Origin of the sequence: Candidatus Pelagibacter sp. HIMB1542 (assembly GCF_052047835.1) — a bacterium.
In the GTDB taxonomy this organism is placed as follows: Bacteria; Pseudomonadota; Alphaproteobacteria; order Pelagibacterales; family Pelagibacteraceae; genus Pelagibacter.
Window position 1 is genome coordinate 383,169 of record NZ_JBNAJB010000001.1, and the last position, 20,093, is coordinate 403,261.

25 protein-coding genes are annotated in these 20,093 nt (G+C 31.4%); all 25 read left to right on the forward strand.

The window, feature by feature from the left end; all coding sequences use genetic code 11:
- The first annotated feature begins 10 nt into the window (after positions 1 to 10).
- The 25 genes from rpoB to rplO all read left to right on the forward strand — a co-directional run bounded on the left by rpoB (position 11) and on the right by rplO (position 20,087).
- The gene (rpoB, locus tag ACTTBI_RS02045) at positions 11 to 4,096 is read left to right on the forward strand and encodes a DNA-directed RNA polymerase subunit beta (protein ID WP_440652365.1); all 4,086 of its coding nucleotides are present in this window, start codon (positions 11 to 13) and stop codon (positions 4,094 to 4,096) included.
- Positions 4,096 to 8,274, forward strand: coding sequence for a DNA-directed RNA polymerase subunit beta' (rpoC, locus tag ACTTBI_RS02050; protein WP_440652366.1), 4,179 nt, complete (start codon positions 4,096 to 4,098; stop codon positions 8,272 to 8,274). The genes rpoB and rpoC overlap by 1 nt, the downstream gene beginning before the upstream one ends.
- A gap of 169 nt (positions 8,275 to 8,443) precedes the next feature.
- Positions 8,444 to 8,815, forward strand: a complete 372-nt coding sequence (gene rpsL, locus ACTTBI_RS02055; RefSeq protein ID WP_075506813.1) for a 30S ribosomal protein S12 — start codon at positions 8,444 to 8,446, stop codon at positions 8,813 to 8,815.
- Entirely contained in the window at positions 8,815 to 9,285 is a 471-nt protein-coding gene (rpsG, locus tag ACTTBI_RS02060; protein ID WP_075506812.1) for a 30S ribosomal protein S7, read from the forward strand. Before rpsL ends, rpsG begins: the two co-directional genes overlap by 1 nt.
- Before the next feature lie 6 nt (positions 9,286 to 9,291).
- Complete coding sequence (gene fusA, locus ACTTBI_RS02065) at positions 9,292 to 11,370, forward strand: elongation factor G (protein WP_440648601.1); 2,079 nt, start codon at positions 9,292 to 9,294, stop codon at positions 11,368 to 11,370.
- Entirely contained in the window at positions 11,370 to 11,678 is a 309-nt protein-coding gene (gene rpsJ, locus ACTTBI_RS02070; RefSeq protein WP_023853699.1) for a 30S ribosomal protein S10, read from the forward strand. The genes fusA and rpsJ overlap by 1 nt, the downstream gene beginning before the upstream one ends.
- A 2-nt stretch (positions 11,679 to 11,680) precedes the next feature.
- The gene (gene rplC, locus ACTTBI_RS02075; protein ID WP_440614291.1) at positions 11,681 to 12,391 is read left to right on the forward strand and encodes a 50S ribosomal protein L3; all 711 of its coding nucleotides are present in this window, start codon (positions 11,681 to 11,683) and stop codon (positions 12,389 to 12,391) included.
- Positions 12,391 to 13,014: a 50S ribosomal protein L4 gene (gene rplD / locus ACTTBI_RS02080; RefSeq protein ID WP_440652367.1), complete on the forward strand. Its 624-nt coding sequence runs from the start codon at positions 12,391 to 12,393 to the stop codon at positions 13,012 to 13,014. The genes rplC and rplD overlap by 1 nt, the downstream gene beginning before the upstream one ends.
- 1 nt (position 13,015) lies before the next feature.
- A complete protein-coding gene (gene rplW / locus ACTTBI_RS02085) occupies positions 13,016 to 13,309 on the forward strand; it encodes a 50S ribosomal protein L23 (RefSeq protein ID WP_262589101.1) in 294 nt (97 codons plus the stop codon).
- 3 nt (positions 13,310 to 13,312) lie between these two features.
- Positions 13,313 to 14,152: a 50S ribosomal protein L2 gene (rplB, locus tag ACTTBI_RS02090; protein ID WP_075506807.1), complete on the forward strand. Its 840-nt coding sequence runs from the start codon at positions 13,313 to 13,315 to the stop codon at positions 14,150 to 14,152.
- The gene (gene rpsS, locus ACTTBI_RS02095; RefSeq protein WP_075506806.1) at positions 14,152 to 14,442 is read left to right on the forward strand and encodes a 30S ribosomal protein S19; all 291 of its coding nucleotides are present in this window, start codon (positions 14,152 to 14,154) and stop codon (positions 14,440 to 14,442) included. The genes rplB and rpsS overlap by 1 nt, the downstream gene beginning before the upstream one ends.
- A gap of 2 nt (positions 14,443 to 14,444) precedes the next feature.
- Positions 14,445 to 14,843: a 50S ribosomal protein L22 gene (gene rplV / locus ACTTBI_RS02100; protein WP_075506805.1), complete on the forward strand. Its 399-nt coding sequence runs from the start codon at positions 14,445 to 14,447 to the stop codon at positions 14,841 to 14,843.
- Positions 14,827 to 15,507: a 30S ribosomal protein S3 gene (gene rpsC / locus ACTTBI_RS02105; RefSeq protein WP_075506804.1), complete on the forward strand. Its 681-nt coding sequence runs from the start codon at positions 14,827 to 14,829 to the stop codon at positions 15,505 to 15,507. The genes rplV and rpsC overlap by 17 nt, the downstream gene beginning before the upstream one ends.
- Positions 15,507 to 15,917 (forward strand): 50S ribosomal protein L16, encoded by a 411-nt coding sequence (rplP, locus tag ACTTBI_RS02110; protein ID WP_075506803.1) that lies wholly within the window; start codon positions 15,507 to 15,509, stop codon positions 15,915 to 15,917. Before rpsC ends, rplP begins: the two co-directional genes overlap by 1 nt.
- The gene (rpmC, locus tag ACTTBI_RS02115; protein ID WP_440652368.1) at positions 15,918 to 16,109 is read left to right on the forward strand and encodes a 50S ribosomal protein L29; all 192 of its coding nucleotides are present in this window, start codon (positions 15,918 to 15,920) and stop codon (positions 16,107 to 16,109) included.
- Entirely contained in the window at positions 16,102 to 16,338 is a 237-nt protein-coding gene (gene rpsQ / locus ACTTBI_RS02120) for a 30S ribosomal protein S17 (protein ID WP_428080011.1), read from the forward strand. The genes rpmC and rpsQ overlap by 8 nt, the downstream gene beginning before the upstream one ends.
- A complete protein-coding gene (gene rplN, locus ACTTBI_RS02125) occupies positions 16,338 to 16,706 on the forward strand; it encodes a 50S ribosomal protein L14 (protein WP_008544079.1) in 369 nt (122 codons plus the stop codon). Before rpsQ ends, rplN begins: the two co-directional genes overlap by 1 nt.
- 1 nt (position 16,707) lies before the next feature.
- Positions 16,708 to 16,953, forward strand: coding sequence for a 50S ribosomal protein L24 (gene rplX / locus ACTTBI_RS02130; RefSeq protein ID WP_262589105.1), 246 nt, complete (start codon positions 16,708 to 16,710; stop codon positions 16,951 to 16,953).
- The gene (gene rplE, locus ACTTBI_RS02135; protein WP_262589106.1) at positions 16,953 to 17,507 is read left to right on the forward strand and encodes a 50S ribosomal protein L5; all 555 of its coding nucleotides are present in this window, start codon (positions 16,953 to 16,955) and stop codon (positions 17,505 to 17,507) included. The genes rplX and rplE overlap by 1 nt, the downstream gene beginning before the upstream one ends.
- 2 nt (positions 17,508 to 17,509) lie before the next feature.
- A complete protein-coding gene (gene rpsN / locus ACTTBI_RS02140; protein ID WP_075506797.1) occupies positions 17,510 to 17,815 on the forward strand; it encodes a 30S ribosomal protein S14 in 306 nt (101 codons plus the stop codon).
- 11 nt (positions 17,816 to 17,826) lie between these two features.
- A complete protein-coding gene (rpsH, locus tag ACTTBI_RS02145) occupies positions 17,827 to 18,222 on the forward strand; it encodes a 30S ribosomal protein S8 (RefSeq protein ID WP_428080012.1) in 396 nt (131 codons plus the stop codon).
- Positions 18,222 to 18,761 carry a 50S ribosomal protein L6 gene (gene rplF / locus ACTTBI_RS02150; protein WP_262589108.1) on the forward strand — a complete coding sequence of 180 codons (540 nt, stop codon included), beginning with the start codon at positions 18,222 to 18,224 and terminating at the stop codon, positions 18,759 to 18,761. Before rpsH ends, rplF begins: the two co-directional genes overlap by 1 nt.
- Complete coding sequence (rplR, locus tag ACTTBI_RS02155; protein WP_440652369.1) at positions 18,761 to 19,117, forward strand: 50S ribosomal protein L18; 357 nt, start codon at positions 18,761 to 18,763, stop codon at positions 19,115 to 19,117. Before rplF ends, rplR begins: the two co-directional genes overlap by 1 nt.
- A gap of 2 nt (positions 19,118 to 19,119) precedes the next feature.
- Positions 19,120 to 19,635, forward strand: coding sequence for a 30S ribosomal protein S5 (gene rpsE, locus ACTTBI_RS02160; RefSeq protein ID WP_262589110.1), 516 nt, complete (start codon positions 19,120 to 19,122; stop codon positions 19,633 to 19,635).
- On the forward strand, positions 19,635 to 20,087 hold the full coding sequence (gene rplO / locus ACTTBI_RS02165) for a 50S ribosomal protein L15 (RefSeq protein WP_075506792.1): 453 nt from the start codon (positions 19,635 to 19,637) through the stop codon (positions 20,085 to 20,087). Before rpsE ends, rplO begins: the two co-directional genes overlap by 1 nt.
- Positions 20,088 to 20,093 lie beyond the last annotated feature (6 nt).

Here is a 20,093-nt window from a genome sequence, read left to right on the forward strand (position 1 = left end):
ATAAATATAGATGCAATTATCTTTTACTGAAAAGAAAAACATTAGAAAAAGTTTTGGTAAACTAAAAGAAAGCTTATCAATTCCAAATCTTATTGAAGTTCAAAAAAATTCTTACAAAGAATTAACCGAATTCTATGCTGAAACCGAATTAACAAAAGGTTTTGATAGAGTTTTTAAAAGTATTTTTCCAATTGAAGATTTAAATGACAAAGCAACTCTTGAATATGTTTCATACAGGTTAGAAAAACCTAAATTTGATGTTGAAGAATGTATAACAAGAGGTCTAACTTATTCTTCAGCTCTTAAATGTACTTTAAGATTAGTTGTTTACGAAATAGATCAAGAAAACAATACTAAAGATATTTTATCAGCAAAAGAACAAGAAGTTTATATGGGTGAAGTACCTATGATGACTAATAGTGGAACGTTTATTACCAATGGTGTTCAACGTGTTGTTGTAAACCAAATGCATAGAAGTCCAGGAGTTTTCTTTGACCATGATAAAGGAAAAACTCATGCAAGTGGAAAATTATTATTTAATTGTAGAGTAATACCTAACAGGGGATCATGGTTAGATTTTGAATATGATGTTAAAGATTTTTTATATTTTAAAATTGATAGAAAGAAAAAAATATTTGCTTCAACGTTACTTTTAGCTTTAGGTTTTTCTAAATCAGAAATTGTTGATGAGTTTTATGATAGTGAGCAATATACTTTTGATCCTAAGACAGAAAAATGGAAAACTAAATTTAATCCTGAGAATTACAAGGCTAAAAATTTTTCTGAAGAAGTAATTGATGCAAAAACTGGTGAAGTAGTAATCAAATTAGGTGATAAAATTAATTTTTTAAACGCTAAAAAATTAGCTAATGACGGACTTAAAGATATTTTAGTTTCAAGAGAATCTCTTTTTGGAAAATTCTTACATAGAGATGTTAAAGTAAGTGATGAAGAAGAAGGTACTTTTAAAATTGGTACCGAACTTAATGATACAATTATTCAACAAATACTGGATGCAAATGTTCACTCTTTACAAATATCCGTAACAAATTCCATAAATAAAGGACCATATTTATTAACAACAGTTTTAGCTGACAAAAATAACTCTAAAGATGAAGCTATAACTGAAATATATAAAATGCTAAGACCTGGAGAGCCACCTACAATAGAGATAGCCACTCAAATATTTAACAATCTTTTCTTTAGCTCAGACAGATACGATCTATCTGATGTTGGTAGAGTGAAAATGAATTCAAGACTAAACCAAGAGTGTTCTGATAAAATTACGATCTTAAGAAATGATGACATCATTGCAATTATTCACAAAATGTTAGATTTGCGTGATGGTAAGGATGATGTTGATGACATTGATCATTTAGGAAATAGAAGAGTACGTTCTGTAGGTGAGTTAGTTGAAAACCAAGCGAGAATTGGTGTTTACAGAATGGAAAGGGCTATTAAAGAAAAAATGACTACTCTAGATGTTGAGTCTGCGATGCCACAAGATTTAATTAACGCAAAACCACTAACTGTTTCATTGAAAGATTTTTTTGCTAGCTCTCAACTTTCACAGTTTATGGATCAAACGAACCCATTATCTGAAATTACACATAAAAGAAGAGTTTCTGCTCTTGGACCAGGTGGACTAACTAGAGAAAGAGCAGGATTTGAAGTTCGAGACGTTCACCCAACCCATTATGGAAGAATTTGTCCAATTGAGACTCCAGAGGGACCAAACATCGGTTTGATAAATAGTTTATCAACTTATGCAAAAATAAATAAATATGGTTTTATTGAAAGCCCATATAAAAAAGTAAAAGATGGGGTTGTGCAAGATAAAGTTGAGTATTTATCTGCAATGGAAGAAACCAAATTTACAATTGCTCAAGCAAATACAAAGTTAGATAAAAATGGAAAGATAGTTGAGGAACTTGTTTCTTGCAGACAAAATTTAAACTTCCTTTTATCAAAACCAGATGCAATTGATTATATCGACGTTTCACCAAAACAACTTGTTTCTGTTGCAGCATCTTTAATACCTTTCTTGGAAAATGATGATGCTAACAGAGCTCTAATGGGTTCTAACATGATGAGACAAGCAGTTCCTCTTTTAAAACCAGAATCTCCATTGGTTGGTACTGGAATTGAAAGTGATGTGGCTTTAGACTCTGGTGTAACTATTGTTGCTAAGAGAGATGGAGTTGTTGATAAAATTGATGGTAAGAGAATTGTTATTAAAGTAACAGAAGAAACTGATTTTAGTGAATCAGGTGTAGATATTTATAATTTACAAAAATTTAAAAGATCAAACCAAAATACGTGTATTAACCAAAGACCACTTGTTAGAGTTGGTGATAAAGTTAAATCTGGTGATATTATTGCAGATGGTCCTTCAACAAAATTAGGTGAATTAGCACTTGGAAAAAATGTAACAGTAGCATTTATGCCATGGCAAGGTTACAACTTTGAAGACTCAATTTTGATTTCAGAAAGATGTGTAACTGACGATGTATTTACTTCAGTACATATTGAAGAATATGAAATAATGGCAAGAGACACAAAACTTGGAGAAGAAGAAATTACCAGAGATATTCCTAATGTTAACGAGGAAGCTTTAAAAAATCTTGATGAATCAGGAATAGTTTACATTGGAGCTGAAGTAAACGCTGGCGATATTTTAGTTGGAAAAGTTACACCAAAAGGTGATTCAGCATCAGGACCAGAAGAAAAACTATTAAGATCAATTTTTGGAGAAAAAGCTATTGATGTTACTGATACATCTTTGAGAATGTCACGAGGTGCTAGTGGTACAGTTGTCGATGTAAGAGTATTTAACAGACATGGTATTGAAAAAGACGAAAGATCAATAACTATTGAAAGAGCTGAAATTGAACAAGTTCAGCAAGATAAATTAGTAGAGGAAGAAATTTTAGAGAGAAGCATTAAACAAAGAGCTTCACAAATTTTATCAGGATCATCATTAACTAAAAAAGTAAAAGATTTATCTGAAGGAACAAAACTTGATTTTGATGCAATTAATAATCTATCTATAAATGATGTATTTAAAATAACAGTTGGAAATGTAAATAATGAAGCGACTTTGGCACAACTTAAAGATCAATACAACAAAGCAAAACAAGACATTACAGAAAGATTTGAAGATAAAGTTCTAAAAATTAGAAGTGGTGATGATTTGTTACCAAGTGTTATGAAAATGGTAAAAGTTTTTGTAGCTATTAAGAGAAGATTAAGACCAGGTGATAAAATGTCAGGACGACATGGTAATAAGGGCGTCGTTAGTAAAATAGTACCAGTTGAAGATATGCCATACAGAGAAGATGGTAGACCAGTTGATATTGTTTTAAACCCTCTAGGTGTTCCAAGTAGGATGAATGTAGGTCAAATTTTAGAAACTCACCTTGGTTGGGCTTGTAAAGAATTTGGTGAACAGATTAAAAATTTAGTTAACGAAAATAATAAAAAGATTGAAAGAACTGAAAAAATAGAAAAATTTTTAAAATCTGTTTATGGAGAAGATACTTTCAATGAAAAAGTAGACAAATTAAGTAAGAACGAATTTAAAGACCTGTGTGAAAATTTACAAAATGGGATTGCAATATCCACTCCTGTTTTTGATGGCGCTAAAGAGAAAAATGTAACTGACATGTTAGAGTTAGCGAACTTACCAGGATCTGGACAAACTTATTTATGGGATGGAAGAACTGGAGAAAAATTTGACAGACCAGTTACAGTTGGAATAATTTATATGCTGAAACTTCATCATTTAGTTGAAGATAAAATTCATGCAAGATCTACAGGTCCTTACAGTTTGGTTACACAACAACCTCTCGGTGGTAAAGCACAATTAGGTGGTCAAAGATTTGGAGAAATGGAAGTATGGGCTCTTGAAGCTTACGGAGCTTCTTATACTTTGCAAGAAATTTTGACTGTAAAATCTGATGATGTTGCAGGAAGAGTTAAAGTTTACGAAACTATAGTTAAAGGTGAAGAGAATTTCGAGTCTGGTATTCCAGAGTCATTTAACGTCTTAGTTAAAGAAATTAAATCATTAGCATTAAACGTGGAGCTTAATTAATGAAAAAAGAATTAACTGATTTATTTAAAGGAAGCGAAATTTCAGAAGCGCAAAATTTCAATAGTATTAAAATTTCTTTAGCTAGTCCTGAGAAAATTAAATCTTGGACATTTGGTGAAATTAAAAAACCAGAAACTATAAATTATAGAACATTTAGACCAGAGAAAGATGGTCTATTCTGCGCAAGAATTTTTGGACCAATCAAAGATTATGAATGTTTGTGCGGAAAGTATAAACGAATGAAATTTAGAGGTATTATTTGTGAAAAATGTGGCGTTGAGGTAACAAAATCTAATGTAAGAAGAGAGAGAATGGGCCACATTAATCTCGCAACTCCTGTGGCACATATTTGGTTTTTGAAATCATTACCAAGTAGAATTGCACTTGCGGTAGATATGAAGTTGAAAGAAATCGAGAGAGTTCTTTATTTTGAAAACTTTATAGTAATCGAACCGGGATTAACTGGTTTGCAAAAAAACCAACTTTTAAATGAAGAAGAATTAGCAAAATATCAAGATGAATTTGGAGAAGAAAGTTTTACTGCAGGTATTGGAGCAGAAGCTGTTCTTGAGATGTTAAAAAATCTTGACTTAGAATTAGAGAGAAAAAATCTTGTTAGCTTTATTAAAGAGACTAAATCTAAAGTTAATGAAGAAAGAGCAATTAAGAGATTAAAATTAATAGAGTCATTTATCGAAACTGGTCAAAAACCAGAATGGATGATTATGACTGTGGTTCCTGTTATTCCACCAGAATTAAGACCATTGGTTCCGCTAGATGGTGGTAGATTTGCTACTTCAGATCTTAACGATTTATATAGAAGAGTTATTAACAGAAATAATAGATTAAAAAGATTAATGGATCTTAAAGCTCCGGACATCATTGTTAGAAATGAAAAAAGAATGCTTCAAGAGTCTGTTGATGCTCTTTTCGACAATGGAAGAAGAGGTCGTGTTATTACTGGAACAGGTAAAAGACCACTTAAATCTCTTGCAGAAATGCTCAAAGGTAAGCAGGGTAGATTTAGACAAAACTTATTAGGAAAAAGGGTAGACTACTCTGGAAGATCAGTAATCGTTGTCGGTCCAGACTTAAAATTACATGAGTGTGGATTACCAAAAAAAATGGCTTTGGAGTTATTTAAACCATTTTTATACGCAAGATTAAACAAATTAGGTTTAGCATCTACAATTAAACAAGCTAAAAAATTAGTAGAGAAAGAAACTAATGCTGTATGGGATGCATTAGAGTTAATCGTAAGAGAACACCCTGTTTTATTAAATAGAGCACCAACACTTCATAGACTTGGTGTTCAAGCTTTTGAACCAAAATTAATTGAAGGTGATGCAATTGAGCTACACCCTTTAACTTGCGCAGCTTTTAATGCTGATTTTGATGGTGACCAAATGGCTGTTCATGTACCTTTAAGTTTAGAAGCTCAGTTGGAAGCAAGAATATTAATGCTATCAACGAACAACATTCTATCCCCTTCAAATGGTAAACCTATAATCGTTCCAAGTCAGGATATGATTTTAGGAATATATTATCTTTCACAGGAACCTGTATCGGATAAACCATCTGGATACTTTATTAATTCTGATCAAATAGAGTTTGCATTATCTTCAGGTGAAATTAACGTTCATAGCACTATTATTTCAAGATATGAAACTGTTGACGAACAAGGAAATAAGAAGATTGAAAAATATACATCAACTGCAGGAAGATTTTTATTAGCCAACCTATTACCAAAAAATAGCAATATTAAATTTTCATTAGTTGATAGATTGCTACCAAAAAAAGTTGTTTCCGAAATAATTGATGTAGTTTTCAGATTCTGTGGTCAGAAAACGACAGTTATTTTCTGTGATAAACTTAAAGATTTAGGATTTAAGCATGCATTTAAAGCAGGAATTTCATTTGGAAAAGACGATTTAATTATTCCTGAAAATAAAACTCAATTAATTGATGATACTAAAAAACTAATTGCTGATTATGAAACTCAATATGCTGAAGGTTTGATTACAAGAGGCGAGAAGTACAACAAGGTTGTCGACGCATGGTCTAAATGTACTGATAAAGTTGCTGGTGAAATGATGAAAAGAATTTCTGCAACTGAAAAAACAGAAGAGGGCTTAAAAATAAACTCTGTATTTATGATGGCTGATAGCGGTGCCAGAGGTTCAGCAGCGCAAATGAAACAGTTAGCTGGTATGAGAGGATTAATTGCAAAACCTTCAGGTGAAATTATTGAAAGTCCAATTATCTCTAACTTTAAAGAAGGTTTAACAGCTTTAGAGTATTTTAATTCTACACACGGAGCAAGAAAAGGATTAGCAGATACTGCGCTTAAAACAGCAAGCTCTGGTTATTTAACAAGAAGATTATGTGACGTTGCACAAGATTTGACTGTTACTAAAAAGGCTTGTGATTGCAAAAATCCAGGCTTTATAGAGTTATCAGAGATTTTAGAAGGTGGAAATGTTGTTGTAAGTTTATCTGAAAGAGCTTTAGGTAGAGTTTCGTTTGATGACATTAAACATCCGTTGACTGGTGAAGTTATTATTAAAAAACAGGTTATGATTGATGAGGCTGGATGTGATAAAATTGATGCTGCTGGAGTAAAATCAATTAAAGTTTATTCAGTTATGACATGTGGTTCAAAAGAAGGTGTCTGCGCAACATCATACGGTAGAGATTTATCAAGAGGTAAAATGGTACATGTTGGTGAAGCTATTGGAATGATTTCAGCTCAATCAATTGGAGAACCTGGTACACAGTTAACTATGAGAACTTTCCACGTTGGGGGAACAGCCTCAGTAAAACAAGATAATCAGATTATTAGCAAAAGCGATGGAACATTAAAAATTATTAATTCAAACATTTTGGAAGATTCTAAAAAGAATTTAATTGTTATGGGTCGAAATACCCAGCTTTCTATAGAGGATGATAATGGTGTTCAAATAGCAGTTTACAAAGTTGCTTATGGATCAAGATTATTTTTTAATAATGGAGACAAAGTCAAAGCAAATACAAAAATTTGTGAGTGGGATCCATACACAACACCAGTTATTGCTGAAAAGAGTGGTATTGCAAGTTATGTTGATTTGATAGATGGTGTTTCAATTCAAGAGACTACTGATGATGCGACTGGGATATCATCAAAATCTGTAATTGACTGGAGAGGTCAATCTAAGAGTACAGATTTGAAACCAAGAATTACTTTAAGAGATGAAAAAGGAAATGTAATTAAAAAAGCAGATGACAATGAAGCTAGATATTACTTAGTACCAGATTCGATTTTATCAATTAAAGATGGTCAAAAAGTTTATGCTGGTGATGTTATTGCAAGATTACCTAAAGAAACAACGAAAACCAAAGACATTACTGGAGGTCTTCCAAGAGTAGCTGAACTTTTTGAAGCTAGAAAAGCTAAGGATAGTGCTATTATTGCTGAAAACGATGGAAGCGTTGTTTTTGGAAAAGAAGTTAGAGGTAAACAACGAATTTCAATTGTTCCAGAAGACGGATCAGAACCATCAAATTATTTAATTCCAAAAGGAAAACACATTAACTTTAATCCTGGTGAAAAAATTCAAAAAGGTGAATACCTTTTAGATGGTCAGCCATTACCTCATGATATTTTAAGAATTTTAGGTATTAAAGAATTAACGGAATATTTTGTTAATCAAGTTCAAGAAGTATATCGATTACAAGGTGTTATTATAAATGATAAACATATCGAAACAATTCTAAGACAAATGCTTAAAAAAGTAGAAGTTAAAGTATCTGGGGACTCAAGTTATTTACCAGGTGAAGTGGTTGATAGAATCAAATTTGATAATACTAATGAAAAATTAGTTGCTGAAGGTAAAACTCCTGCAGTTGGAGAAAGAGTTTTAATGGGTATTACTAAAGCTTCACTTCAAACAGAATCATTTATTTCTGCTGCATCTTTCCAAGAGACAACAAGAGTATTAACAGATGCTGCAATTAAAGGTAAAGTTGATCCATTAAACGGTCTAAAAGAGAACGTAATTGTTGGAAGATTAGTTCCTGCTGGTACGGGTAATATCAAGAACAGATGGAACAATAAGGCCTTAGAAGATGATAATAGCTTCTTAGAAGAACAGGATAAACTCGAAGCTTCTGAGCCTGAAGAAACGCAAGTAAATCAATAAAAAAATCGCCTAAAAATTGCAGTTTTAGTTTGACAATAGCTGATTAATAAGTATTTTGGCGATGTTTTTGGTTGGAATGTAGTGCTCTTGAGGTACTAAACGCTGCCACAAAATAACCTGTCAGTTATTTTCATCTCAAAAATAAATTAATTAATTTTAAAAAAAAATTATGCCAACTATTAATCAGTTGTTAAGAAAAAAAAGAGTTAAACAAGTTTCTAGGAACAAAGTTCCTGCTTTACAAAAGCAACCTTTAAAAAGAGGTGTTTGTGTTAAAGTTTATACAACCACTCCAAAAAAACCAAACTCTGCATTAAGAAAAGTTGCTAGAGTTAGATTGTCAAACGGTTTTGAAGTAACTGCTTATATCCCAGGCGAAGGACATAACTTACAAGAACACTCAGTAGTACTAATTAGAGGTGGAAGGGTTAAAGATTTACCTGGTGTTAGATATCATATCTTAAGAGGAAATTTAGATACACAAGGTGTTGCAAATAGAAAACAGAGAAGATCTTTATACGGAACAAAAAAAGGTAAATAATGTCTAGAAAAAAAACTCAACCCAAAAAAAATGTAGTTCCAGATCCAAAATTTAATTCAACTATAATTCCAAAATTAATAAACAACATTATGTATGATGGGAAAAGAGGTATTGCTGCAAAAATAGTTTATGAAGCAATAGAGAAAATCAAAACGAAAACTAAAGATGAACCTATAAATATTTTTAATGAAGCAATTAACAATATCAAGCCCACTGTAGAGGTTAGATCACGAAGAGTAGGTGGTGCAACATACCAAGTTCCAGTTGAGGTAAAAAGTAAAAGAGCCCAAGCACTTGCAATAAGATGGTTGGTTGATTCTGCTAGAAAAAGAAAAGATAAACACATGGCAGATAAAATTTTTAACGAACTGTATGATGCTTATGAAAAAAAAGGTGCTGCAGTAAAAAAACGAGAGGATGTTCATAAAATGGCAGAGTCTAATAAGGCATTTGCGCATTTTAGATGGTAAAAAATTATGGCTAGAACTCATACATTAGATAAATATAGAAACATTGGGATCATGGCCCACATAGACGCTGGTAAAACAACTACTACAGAAAGAATATTATATTATACAGGAAAAAGTCATAAAATTGGTGAAGTACATGACGGTGCTGCAACAATGGACTGGATGGAGCAAGAACAAGAAAGAGGTATCACAATTACTTCTGCAGCAACAACTTGTTTCTGGAATGACCACAGGGTTAATATAATTGATACTCCAGGCCATGTAGATTTTACAATTGAAGTAGAAAGATCTTTAAAAGTATTAGATGGTGCTGTGGCTGTATTTGATGGAGTTGCTGGTGTAGAGCCTCAATCCGAGACAGTATGGAGACAAGCAGACAAATATAAAGTTCCGAGAATTTGTTTTGTAAATAAACTTGATAGAACTGGTGCAGATTTCTTTAGATGTGTTGATATGATCAGAGATAGATTGGGAGCTAAACCATTAGTTTTACAAGTACCTATTGGAATTGAAGCTTCTTTAACTGGTGTTGTTGACCTAGTTAAAATGAAAGCTCAAGTATGGAAAAATGAAGCATTAGGTGCTGAGTGGGAATATAAAGATATACCTGATGATTTAAAAGAAATTTCAGAAAAATACAGAACTGAATTAATTGAGTCTGCAGTTGAGCAAGACGAAAAGTTAATGGAAGCGTATTTAAATGGTGATGAAATTAAAGAGGAAGATTTAGTAAAGTGCATTAGAAAAGGAACTTTAAATTTTAGCTTTGTTCCTGTTTTAACTGGTTCAGCTTTTAAAAATAAAGGTGTTCAACCATTATTAGATGCAGTTATTAATTACCTTCCAAGTCCAGTGGATATTGGATCTATTAAAGGAACTAAAGTTGGTTCAGATGATGAAATTGAAATGAAATTCGAGGATGGATCGTCTTTTTCAGGTTTAGCATTTAAAGTTGCAAATGATCCATTTGTTGGTTCATTAACATTTGTTAGAATTTATTCAGGTACAATTAAATCAGGTACAGCTGTGTACAATTCTTCATCAGATAAAGAAGAAAGAGTTGGTCGTATGCTTTTAATGCATGCAAACTCTAGAGAAGATATCAAAGAAGCAAATGCAGGTGATATTGTTTCTTTGGCAGGTTTAAAAAATACTATGACAGGTCATACTTTGTGTGACAAAGAAAATCCTGTTTTATTAGAGCCAATGGAATTTCCTGAACCAGTAATTGAAATTGCTGTTGAGCCTAAAACAAAAGGTGACCAAGAAAAAATGGGTGAAGCTTTAGCAAGATTAGCTAAAGAAGATCCATCATTTAGAGTATCATCTGACGAGGAATCTGGTCAAACAATCATCAAAGGTATGGGTGAACTTCACTTAGATATTATTGTTGATCGTATGAAAAGAGAATTTAAAGTTGAGGCAAATGTTGGGGCTCCACAAGTTGCTTACAGGGAGACAATAGAAAAATCAGCTGAATTTGAATATATACATAAAAAACAAAGTGGTGGCGCTGGTCAATTCGCTAAAGTAAAATTATTTGTTGAACCTCAAGAACCAGGTAAGGGTAGAGAGGTTGAAAGTGCCATTAAAGGTGGAGCTATTCCAAAAGAATTTATACCTGGTGTTGAAAAAGGTATTGAGACAGTTTCTGATAGCGGGATATTAGCAGGGTTTCCTATGATTGATTACAAAGTAACGATTGTTGACGGTTTACATCATGATGTAGACTCAAGTGTTCTAGCATTTGAACTTGCCAGCAGAGCATGTTTTAAAGAAGCTTGTACACAAGGTGGATTAAAGCTTTTAGAGCCTATTATGAGAGTGGAAGTTGTTACTCCAGAAGATTATATGGGCGATGTAATTGGTGATTTAAACAGTAGAAGAGGTCAAATTAGCACTCAAGAGCAAAGAGGTAACGCAACTGTAATCACGGCAATGGTTCCTTTAGCAAATATGTTTGGTTACATAAACAATCTAAGATCAATGTCTCAAGGAAGAGCACAATATTCAATGTTCTTTGATCATTATTCTAAAGTTCCACAAAATGTTCAAGACGAAGTAACTAAAAAGGTAGCAGGTTAATGGAAAAACAAAATATTAGAATTAAATTAAGAGCATACGACAATAAAGTTTTAGATGCTTCTACCGAAGAAATAGTTAATACAGTTAAAAGAACTGGAGCTACTATAAAAGGTCCAATACCACTTCCTACTAGAATTGAAAGATATACAGTTTTAAGATCTCCACACATTGATAAAAAAAGTAGAGAACAATTCGAGTCTAGAACCCACAAAAGATTAATCGATATTATAGAACCAACACCACAAACGGTAGAAGCTTTAATGAAATTAGACTTAGCCTCAGGTGTAGATGTGGAGATAAAAATTTAATTATGAGCGAGATAGCTTTATTAGGTAAGAAAATTGGCATGACTAGAGAATTTTATAAATCTGGTCAGTTAGTGCCTGTTACAGTTCTTAAAGTTGAAAAAGCTAGAGTTATTCAAGTAATTGAAGAAGAAAAAAGAGGTTACAAAGCTGTTCAACTTGGATATGGAAAAATAAAAAATTCAAAATTAACAAAAGCAATGAAAGGTGTTTTTGCAAAGAAAAACACTGAAGCCAAGAAAAAATTAAAAGAATTTAGAGTAAACGATACTTCTGCTTACAAAGAAGGAAATGAATTTGGTTTAGAAATTTTTAAAGATATAAAATTTGTAGATACAAGATCAAAAACGATTGGTAAAGGTTTTGCCGGTGCAATGAAGAGACATAATTTTGGGGGCTTAAGAGCCAGCCACGGTGTTTCTATTTCTCATAGAGCTCATGGTTCAACAGGACATAGTCAAGATCCGGGTAAAGTTTTTAAAGGAAAAAAAATGGCTGGTCATATGGGTGATAAGTTAAGAACAATGCAAAATATCGAAATAATAAAAACAGATTTAGAAAATGAGTTACTTTATTTGAAGGGATCTATTCCAGGATCAAAAAATGCTGAAGTGATGGTTAAAAAATCAGTAAAAAATATAAACAAAATGACAATCAGTGAAAAACAAGCTGCTGCTGAGGAAGCAAAAAAAACACCAGATAAAAAGAAAAAATAATGAAATTAGATAAAATTAGCATAGACGGAAAAAAAGATACTATTGAAGTGTTAGATAAAATATTTTCTGCAAAAATTAATCAAAAGTTAGTTGCTAGTGTTTTATATAAAACAAATGCCAACTACAAAGGTAGACACGCTAAAACTAAACAACAAAATGAAGTAAAAGGTCCAACATCAAAAATTTATGCACAAAAAGGAACTGGTGGAGCAAGACACGCTAGTAGAAAAGCTCCTATTTTTGTCGGTGGTGGTATAGCTCATGGTCCAAAAGGTGAATTAGCTTACAAAAAAAGAAAGTTAAATAAAAATGAAAAGAAACAAAGTGTTGCTTCTTTAATTACTGAAAAAAATAATAATAAGAACTTATTAATTTTAAATGATTTTAATTCTGAAATTAAAAAAACAAAAGAAATGAATTCAATAATTAATAAACTAGAGATTTCTAACTCATTAATTATACTTGATAAAAATTCTAAAGATAAGATAGAAAAATCTGTAAGAAATATTCCAAACGTAAAAGTTACTGACGTAAATCATTTTAGTGCTTTCGATATTATAAAATTTAAGAAAGTAGTTTTTACTGAAAGTTCAGTAAAAGAATTGGAGAAAAGGTATTCTTAATATGGATAAAATACATTTATACGACAAAATTCTTTTTCCAGTTGTTACTGAGAAATCTACAAACCTATCAGAATTGAATAAAATTACTTTTAAGGTTCCTGATGGTGCTAATAAAAAAAACCTAAAAAAAAATATTGAAAAAATTTTTAAAGTTAATGTCACTAAAATTAACATCATCAATAAACAAAATAGAACTAAACTCACTAGAGGTAAAAAAGTGAAAGTTTCAGGATACAAAAAAGCAATTATAACTCTAAAAAAAGGTCAAAGCATTGATCTAACAACAGGAATTTAAGAAATGGCATTAAAAACTTTTAAACCTTATACAAAATCTACTAGAGGTACTATTTTAGTAGATAGAACAGGTCTATGGAAAGGCAAACCTTTTAAAACTCTTGTTTCTCCAAAAAATGCTATGAAGGGCAGAAATAATAATGGACACATCACTTCAATTAACAGAGCAGGTGGGCATAAGAAAATGTATAGACATGTTGATTTTTATAGAAAAAAATTTGACATGGAGGCTACCGTTGAAAGAATAGAATATGATCCGAATAGATCTTGCTACATAATGTTGGTTAAATTTGAAGATGGAACACATTCGTATTTTTTAGCTCCTCAAAAAATTAAAGTTGGAGATAAGATTGAGAGCGGATCGAAAAAAGAAATTAAAATTGGAAATTGCATGCCGTTACAAGATATTCCTGTTGGTATCAATATTCATAACGTTGAAATTCAACCAGGTGGTGGTGGTAAAATAGCTAGAGCCGCTGGTTCTTCAGTTACAATTAGTGGATTAGATGGAAATTATAGTTTAATTAAATTAGCGTCAGGTGAAGTACGTAAAATAGACTCTAGAGCTTTAGCTACTATTGGAATTTTAAGTAATCCTGATCAAAAAAATATTAAAATTGGAAAAGCTGGTAGATCAAGATGGTTAGGAAGAAGACCTCATACTAGAGGTGTTGTTAAAAATCCAGTTGATCACCCACATGGAGGTGGTGAAGGTAAGTCAGCAGGAGGAAGGCATCCAGTGTCTCCAACAGGACAATCTGCAAAAGGTTTAAAAACTAGAGATAACAAGAGAACAGATAAATTTATAGTTAAGAGAAGAAATAAAAGGAAGGATACTAAGTAATGGCTAGAGCTGTATGGAAAGGACCATTTGTTGAAGAAAGCTTGATGAAAAAAGTGGACAAGTACAAAGATGATCCGAAGAAAATTCCAATTAAAACTTGGTCTAGAAAATCTACTATTCTTCCAGATTTTGTAGGAGTAGCTTTTCAAATATATAATGGTAAAAAATTTATTCCAATAACAGTATCAGAGGATATGGTTGGTCATAAATTAGGAGAGTTTGCTCCAACAAGAACTTTCTTTGGACACACACCAGCTGATAAGAAAGCTAAACCAGCAGAGAAAAAATAATTATGGGTAAGAAAAAGAAAATTGATAAAAACAACGATAAGACAGTAAAGTCTATAAACAATGGAATTAGATCAAGCGTAAGAAAGATTAATCCAATTTTAAAAAGTATTGTTGGTAAAAAGGTTGATGTAGCTATTAGAGACCTGCAGTTTTCAGAAAAAAGAGTTACAAGAGATATTAGAAAGACAATTAGCTCAGCTGTTGCAAACGCTGAAAATAACTTTCAATATGATATTGACAATTTAATTGTCAAAGAAGCGTATTGTGGAAAAAAAATTGTTATGAAAAGATTTAGACCAAGAGCAAAAGGTAGAGCGGCACCAATTTTAAAACCTTGGTCAACAGTAACTATAATTTTATCAGAGGCAAAACAAATGGAGAAACATGGGACAAAAGGTTAATCCTGTAGGTTTTAGATTAGGTGTAAACAGAGGTTGGGACTCTGTTTGGTATGCTAAGAAAAAAGATTTCGGCAACTATCTAATTGAAGATTTTAAAATAAGAGAATACATCAAGAAAAATGTTATTAATTCAGGTGTATCTAAAGTGATGATAGAGAGAACATCAAACAAATGTTACGTTACAATTTACACATCTAGACCTGGATTTGTAATTGGTAAAAAAGGTAGTGATATTGATAAAATTAAAAATAACTTATCAAAATTTACGACAAATGAGGTCAACTTAAATATCAAAGAGGTTAAAAAACCTGAAACAAATGCATATTTAGTTGCTGAAAACATTGCACAACAGTTAGTAAAAAGAATTTCATACAGAAGAGCCATGAAAAGAGCTATGCAATCATGTATTAGATTAGGTGCAAAAGGGATTAAAGTTTCAGTAAGTGGAAGATTAGGTGGTAATGAGATCGCTAGAACTGAATGGTTAAGAGATGGTAGTATACCATCACACACTTTAAGAGCAGATATAGATTATGCAGAAGCGGAAGCTCTTACAACATATGGAATTATTGGAATTAAGGTTTGGATCTATAAAGGTGAAGTTTTTGCAAGAGAATTTAGCCAAGAAACAAACAAAGTCACTCCAAAGGAAGGTAAACAATAATGCTTCAGCCAGTAAGAACTAAATGGAGAAAAGCTCATAAAGGAAGAATTCATGGTAATGCTACTAGAGCAAGTACTATTAATTACGGTGCATATGCCCTGAAGGCATTACAGCCTGAAAGAGTTACTGGAAAACAAATTGAAGCTGCTAGGGTTGCTTTAACTAGACACATGAAAAGACAAGGAAGAGTATGGACAAGAGTTTTTCCAAATATTCCAGTTTCTAAAAAACCAATAGAAGTTAGAATGGGTAAAGGAAAAGGATCACCAGAATATTTTGCTTGTAGAGTAAAGCCTGGAAGAATTTTATTTGAAGTTGATGGTGTTTCTGAACAAATTGCCAAAGAGGCACTTTATAAAGCTTCAGCAAAGTTACCAATAAAAACAAAGACAATAAAGAGATTTGCATAAATGAAAAAACAAGAGATTAAAAAATTAAGCAAAGATGAAGTTGTCAAAAATATTGATAAGCTTAAAAAAGACTTATTTAATTTTCGATTTCAAAAAATGAATTCTCAAATAACTAACCCTGCAAAAATTGGAGAAACAAGAAAAACAATTGCAAGATTGAAAACAATTTTAAAAGGAAAATCAAATGCCTAAAAAAATATTAACAGGAGTGGTGATAAGCGACAAACCTAATAAAACAATTACAGTTATGGTAGAGAGAAAATATTCACACCCTGTATTGAAAAAAGTCATTAGAGTCAGAAAAAATTACAATGCTCATGATGAAAATAATACATTTAAAACAGGTGATAAAGTTTCAATTATTGAAAGCAAACCATTTTCAAAAAATAAAAAGTTTCAAGTTATGGAGAATAATAAATAATGATTGGTGTACAGACAGAATTACAAGTTGCTGACAACACTGGTGCAAAAAGAATAGAGTGCATCAAAGTATTGGGTGGATCTAAGAGAAGATATGCCAGCATTGGAGATACAATTGTAATTGCTGTGAAAGAGGCTATCCCTAAGGGCAAAGTAAAGAAAGGAACCGTTCATAAAGCTGTAGTAGTAAGAGTTAAAAAAGGAATTCATAGAAACGATGGATCAAAAGTAAAATTTGATAATAATGCAGCAGTATTAGTTGACGATAAGGGTGAACCAGTTGGTACCAGAATATTTGGCCCTGTTACTAGAGAATTAAGAAGTAGAGGGCAAATGAAAATAATTTCACTAGCGCCGGAGGTTTTATAAGATGATTAAAAAAGGTCTAAAAGTAAGAGTGCTAACTGGAAAAGACAAAAAAAAAGAAGGTGAAGTTATCGAAATCGACAGAGCAAATAATAGAGCCAAAGTAAAAGAAATTAATATGGTTAAAAAACACGTTAAAACAACAAAAGAGAAAAAAGGTGGTATTTTTTCAAAAGAAGGTTTTATTCATTTATCAAATTTAAAATTAATAGATGAAAAAGCAGAAAAGAAAAAAGAGGCTAAGAAATAATGACTCCAAGATTAAAAGAAATTTTTAATAAAGAAATACAACCAGCTTTAAAAGACCAATTTGGCTTCAAAAATATTTACATGGCGCCAAGAATTGAAAAAATTGTTTTAAATATGGGTCTTGGTTTAGATGGTTCAGACTCTAAAATTCTTAAATCTTGTGAAGAGGATATGGCTAAGATAACAGGTCAAAAACCTGTAACTACAAAATTCAAAAAATCTGTAGCTAATTTTAAGACAAGAAAAGGATCTAATGCAGGCTTAAAAGTAACTTTAAGAAAAAATAAAATGTATGAATTTTTAGATAGACTAGTAAATATTGCTCTTCCTAGAATTAAAGATTTCAGAGGATTGTCGCCAAAAGGTTTTGACAAATTCGGAAATTATACTTTTGGCATAAAGGAACATATCATTTTTCCTGAAGTTAGTTTTGATAGAGCTGATAAAGTTAGAGGCTTAGATATCGTTATTGTTATAAAAGCAATTAACAAAGAGCACAGCTTTGCATTATTAGAAAAAATGAATTTTCCATTTATTAAAAAAGGAGACAATTAAAAATGGCTAAACTTAGTGCTGTAAATAAAAACAAAAAAAGAATTAAACTTTCAGACAAAATGTTCAAGAAAAGACAAAATTTAAAAAAAATAATAATGGATAAAAAACTTCCATTAGAGGAAAGATTTAAGGCACAGCAGAAATTATCAAAATTGCCAAGAAATTCAGCCAAAACAAGAGTGATGAATAGATGTGAAATAACAGGTAGACCACATGGTGTTTATAGAAAATTAAAAATATCAAGAATTGCTCTTAGACAATTAGGATTACAAGGAAAAATACCTGGCTTAGTTAAGTCGAGCTGGTAGGAAGGATAATTATGAGTTTAAGTGACCCAATAGGAGATATGATAGCTAGAGTTAAAAATGCTCAAGCGAGAAATCATAAAAAAGTAGATCTGCCATCATCAAACTTTAAATCAAAAATTGCAGATATACTTAAAAATGAAGGTTTTATAAAAGACTTTAAAATTAGCTCAGAAGATAATAAACCAACATTGTCTTTAGAACTTAAATATCACTCTGGTAACCCAGTTATCAGTGCATTTGAAAGAGTTTCTAAACCAGGAAGAAGAATTTTTTCTAGTGCCGAAGGTTTACCTAAAATTAATAACGGTCTTGGTATTGCAATAGTTTCTACACCAAAAGGTGTAATGACTGATATTGACGCCAGAAAACAACGTGTTGGTGGCGAAATTATTTGTAAGGTATTTTAATGTCTAAAATTGGAAAAATAAATATATCAATCCCTGAAAAAGTTAAAGTGGCTTTAGCTGGCAATATTATAAATATAGAAGGGCCATTAGGAAAGAAATCAATAAATATTGATTTGGATATGTTTAATTTGGATATTAAAGAAGGAAAAGAGATTTCAATAAAACCAAAAAAAATTGATCAAAATTCTAAACGACTTTGGGGCATGAACAGAAGTTTAATTAATAATGCCGTGATTGGCTCAAGTACTGGCTATGAAAAAGTGTTAGAGCTTGTAGGTGTTGGATATAGAGCGGCATTAAAAGGAAATCAGCTAAATTTACAATTAGGCTACAGTCATGATATTGATTTTGACATTCCAGAAGGAATTAAAATTGCTGTAGAAAAACAAACTACACTTAAGATCACTGGATCTGACAAACAATTAGTTGGTGAAGTTGCATCAAAAATTAAAACATTTAGAAAAATTGAGCCATATAAGGGTAAAGGTGTTAGAGAAAAAGGCCAATATGTTCTTAAAAAAGAAGGTAAGAAAAAATAATGAAACTAAACACTAGTATTAGAAAAAGATTTAGAGTTAGCAACAAAGTAAAAAAAGTTGCTTCAAAAGATAGATTTAGATTAAGTATTTCAAGATCTGCCAAAAATATTTCAGCTCAAATCATTGATGATACAAAAAAAGTAACTTTGTTATCAGCTTCATCCATTGAGAAAGATTTAAAATCATCTGATAAAATTAACAAAACAGAGCTTTCAAAATTAGTTGCCCAAAAACTTGCAAAAAAAGCTCAGGAAAAAAATATTACAAAAATTTATTTTGATAGAGGATCTTATAAATATCATGGTAGAATCAAAGCATTTGCAGACACGTTAAGAGAAAATGGGATGGAATTTTAATTATGGAAAATAATAAAGACAAAAAAACAGACGATATTTTAGAAAAGTTAGTTCATATTAACAGAATTACAAAAGTTGTAAAAGGTGGAAGAAGATTTGGTTTTTCAGCTCTTGTAGTGGTAGGAAATCAGGCTGGAAAAATTGGAATAGCACACGCTAAAGCAAAACAAGTTCCAGATGCAATTAAAAAAGCTAATGAAATGGCGAGAAGAAAATTAACACATATACCTTTGAGAGAAGGTAGAACAATTCATCATGATGTGAAAGCTAAAGATGGCTCTGGTAGAATAGTTTTAAGAGCAGCATCAAAAGGTACAGGTATTATTGCAGGTGGTCCAGTTAGAGCAGTATGCGAGGTATTGGGTGTAAAAGATATTGTTGCTAAATCAATGGGTACATCAAATGCACACAATGTGATTAGAGCAACTATTAAAGCTTTAATGAAACAAAATTCACCAAAACAAATTTCAGCAATAAGAAATAAGAAAATATCAGAAATTATTGAAAAAAGAGGATAATGATTACATTAAATACAAGACAGAAAATTAATAAACCTAAAATTAGAGTAGGAAGAGGTATTGGTTCTGGAAAAGGTAAGACATCGGGGAGAGGTGTTAAAGGTCAAAAATCTAGATCTGGTGTTGCAATAAAAAGTTTTGAAGGTGGTCAAATGCCTTTATACAGAAGATTACCTAAAAGAGGTTTTAATCCAATTTCAAGAGAAAACATTGCAATTTTAAACTTGGAAAAAATTCAGTCTTATATTGATAAAAAAAATATTAATCCAAATGAAGTGCTTAATTCTTCATCTCTAAAAAAATTAAAATTAATAAACAAAAACTCTACAAAATTAAAAATATTAGGTACTGGAGAGTTAAAAGATAAAATTAATATTGAGGCTGACTTGGCATCAAAATCAGCAATAGAAAAACTTGAAAAAATTGGTGGATCTATTCAATTAAAAAAATAATTTGTT

Bases quoted from the DNA above. Each gene is read 5' to 3' on its own strand.
- rpoB (WP_440652365.1), top strand. From the start codon at position 11: ATGCAATTATCTTTTACTGAAAAGAAAAACATTAGAAAAAGTTTTGGT.
- rpoC (WP_440652366.1), top strand. From the start codon at position 4,096: ATGAAAAAAGAATTAACTGATTTATTTAAAGGAAGCGAAATTTCAGAA.
- rpsL (WP_075506813.1), top strand. From the start codon at position 8,444: ATGCCAACTATTAATCAGTTGTTAAGAAAAAAAAGAGTTAAACAAGTT.
- rpsG (WP_075506812.1), top strand. From the start codon at position 8,815: ATGTCTAGAAAAAAAACTCAACCCAAAAAAAATGTAGTTCCAGATCCA.
- fusA (WP_440648601.1), top strand. From the start codon at position 9,292: ATGGCTAGAACTCATACATTAGATAAATATAGAAACATTGGGATCATG.
- rpsJ (WP_023853699.1), top strand. From the start codon at position 11,370: ATGGAAAAACAAAATATTAGAATTAAATTAAGAGCATACGACAATAAA.
- rplC (WP_440614291.1), top strand. From the start codon at position 11,681: ATGAGCGAGATAGCTTTATTAGGTAAGAAAATTGGCATGACTAGAGAA.
- rplD (WP_440652367.1), top strand. From the start codon at position 12,391: ATGAAATTAGATAAAATTAGCATAGACGGAAAAAAAGATACTATTGAA.
- rplW (WP_262589101.1), top strand. From the start codon at position 13,016: ATGGATAAAATACATTTATACGACAAAATTCTTTTTCCAGTTGTTACT.
- rplB (WP_075506807.1), top strand. From the start codon at position 13,313: ATGGCATTAAAAACTTTTAAACCTTATACAAAATCTACTAGAGGTACT.
- rpsS (WP_075506806.1), top strand. From the start codon at position 14,152: ATGGCTAGAGCTGTATGGAAAGGACCATTTGTTGAAGAAAGCTTGATG.
- rplV (WP_075506805.1), top strand. From the start codon at position 14,445: ATGGGTAAGAAAAAGAAAATTGATAAAAACAACGATAAGACAGTAAAG.
- rpsC (WP_075506804.1), top strand. From the start codon at position 14,827: ATGGGACAAAAGGTTAATCCTGTAGGTTTTAGATTAGGTGTAAACAGA.
- rplP (WP_075506803.1), top strand. From the start codon at position 15,507: ATGCTTCAGCCAGTAAGAACTAAATGGAGAAAAGCTCATAAAGGAAGA.
- rpmC (WP_440652368.1), top strand. From the start codon at position 15,918: ATGAAAAAACAAGAGATTAAAAAATTAAGCAAAGATGAAGTTGTCAAA.
- rpsQ (WP_428080011.1), top strand. From the start codon at position 16,102: ATGCCTAAAAAAATATTAACAGGAGTGGTGATAAGCGACAAACCTAAT.
- rplN (WP_008544079.1), top strand. From the start codon at position 16,338: ATGATTGGTGTACAGACAGAATTACAAGTTGCTGACAACACTGGTGCA.
- rplX (WP_262589105.1), top strand. From the start codon at position 16,708: ATGATTAAAAAAGGTCTAAAAGTAAGAGTGCTAACTGGAAAAGACAAA.
- rplE (WP_262589106.1), top strand. From the start codon at position 16,953: ATGACTCCAAGATTAAAAGAAATTTTTAATAAAGAAATACAACCAGCT.
- rpsN (WP_075506797.1), top strand. From the start codon at position 17,510: ATGGCTAAACTTAGTGCTGTAAATAAAAACAAAAAAAGAATTAAACTT.
- rpsH (WP_428080012.1), top strand. From the start codon at position 17,827: ATGAGTTTAAGTGACCCAATAGGAGATATGATAGCTAGAGTTAAAAAT.
- rplF (WP_262589108.1), top strand. From the start codon at position 18,222: ATGTCTAAAATTGGAAAAATAAATATATCAATCCCTGAAAAAGTTAAA.
- rplR (WP_440652369.1), top strand. From the start codon at position 18,761: ATGAAACTAAACACTAGTATTAGAAAAAGATTTAGAGTTAGCAACAAA.
- rpsE (WP_262589110.1), top strand. From the start codon at position 19,120: ATGGAAAATAATAAAGACAAAAAAACAGACGATATTTTAGAAAAGTTA.
- rplO (WP_075506792.1), top strand. From the start codon at position 19,635: ATGATTACATTAAATACAAGACAGAAAATTAATAAACCTAAAATTAGA.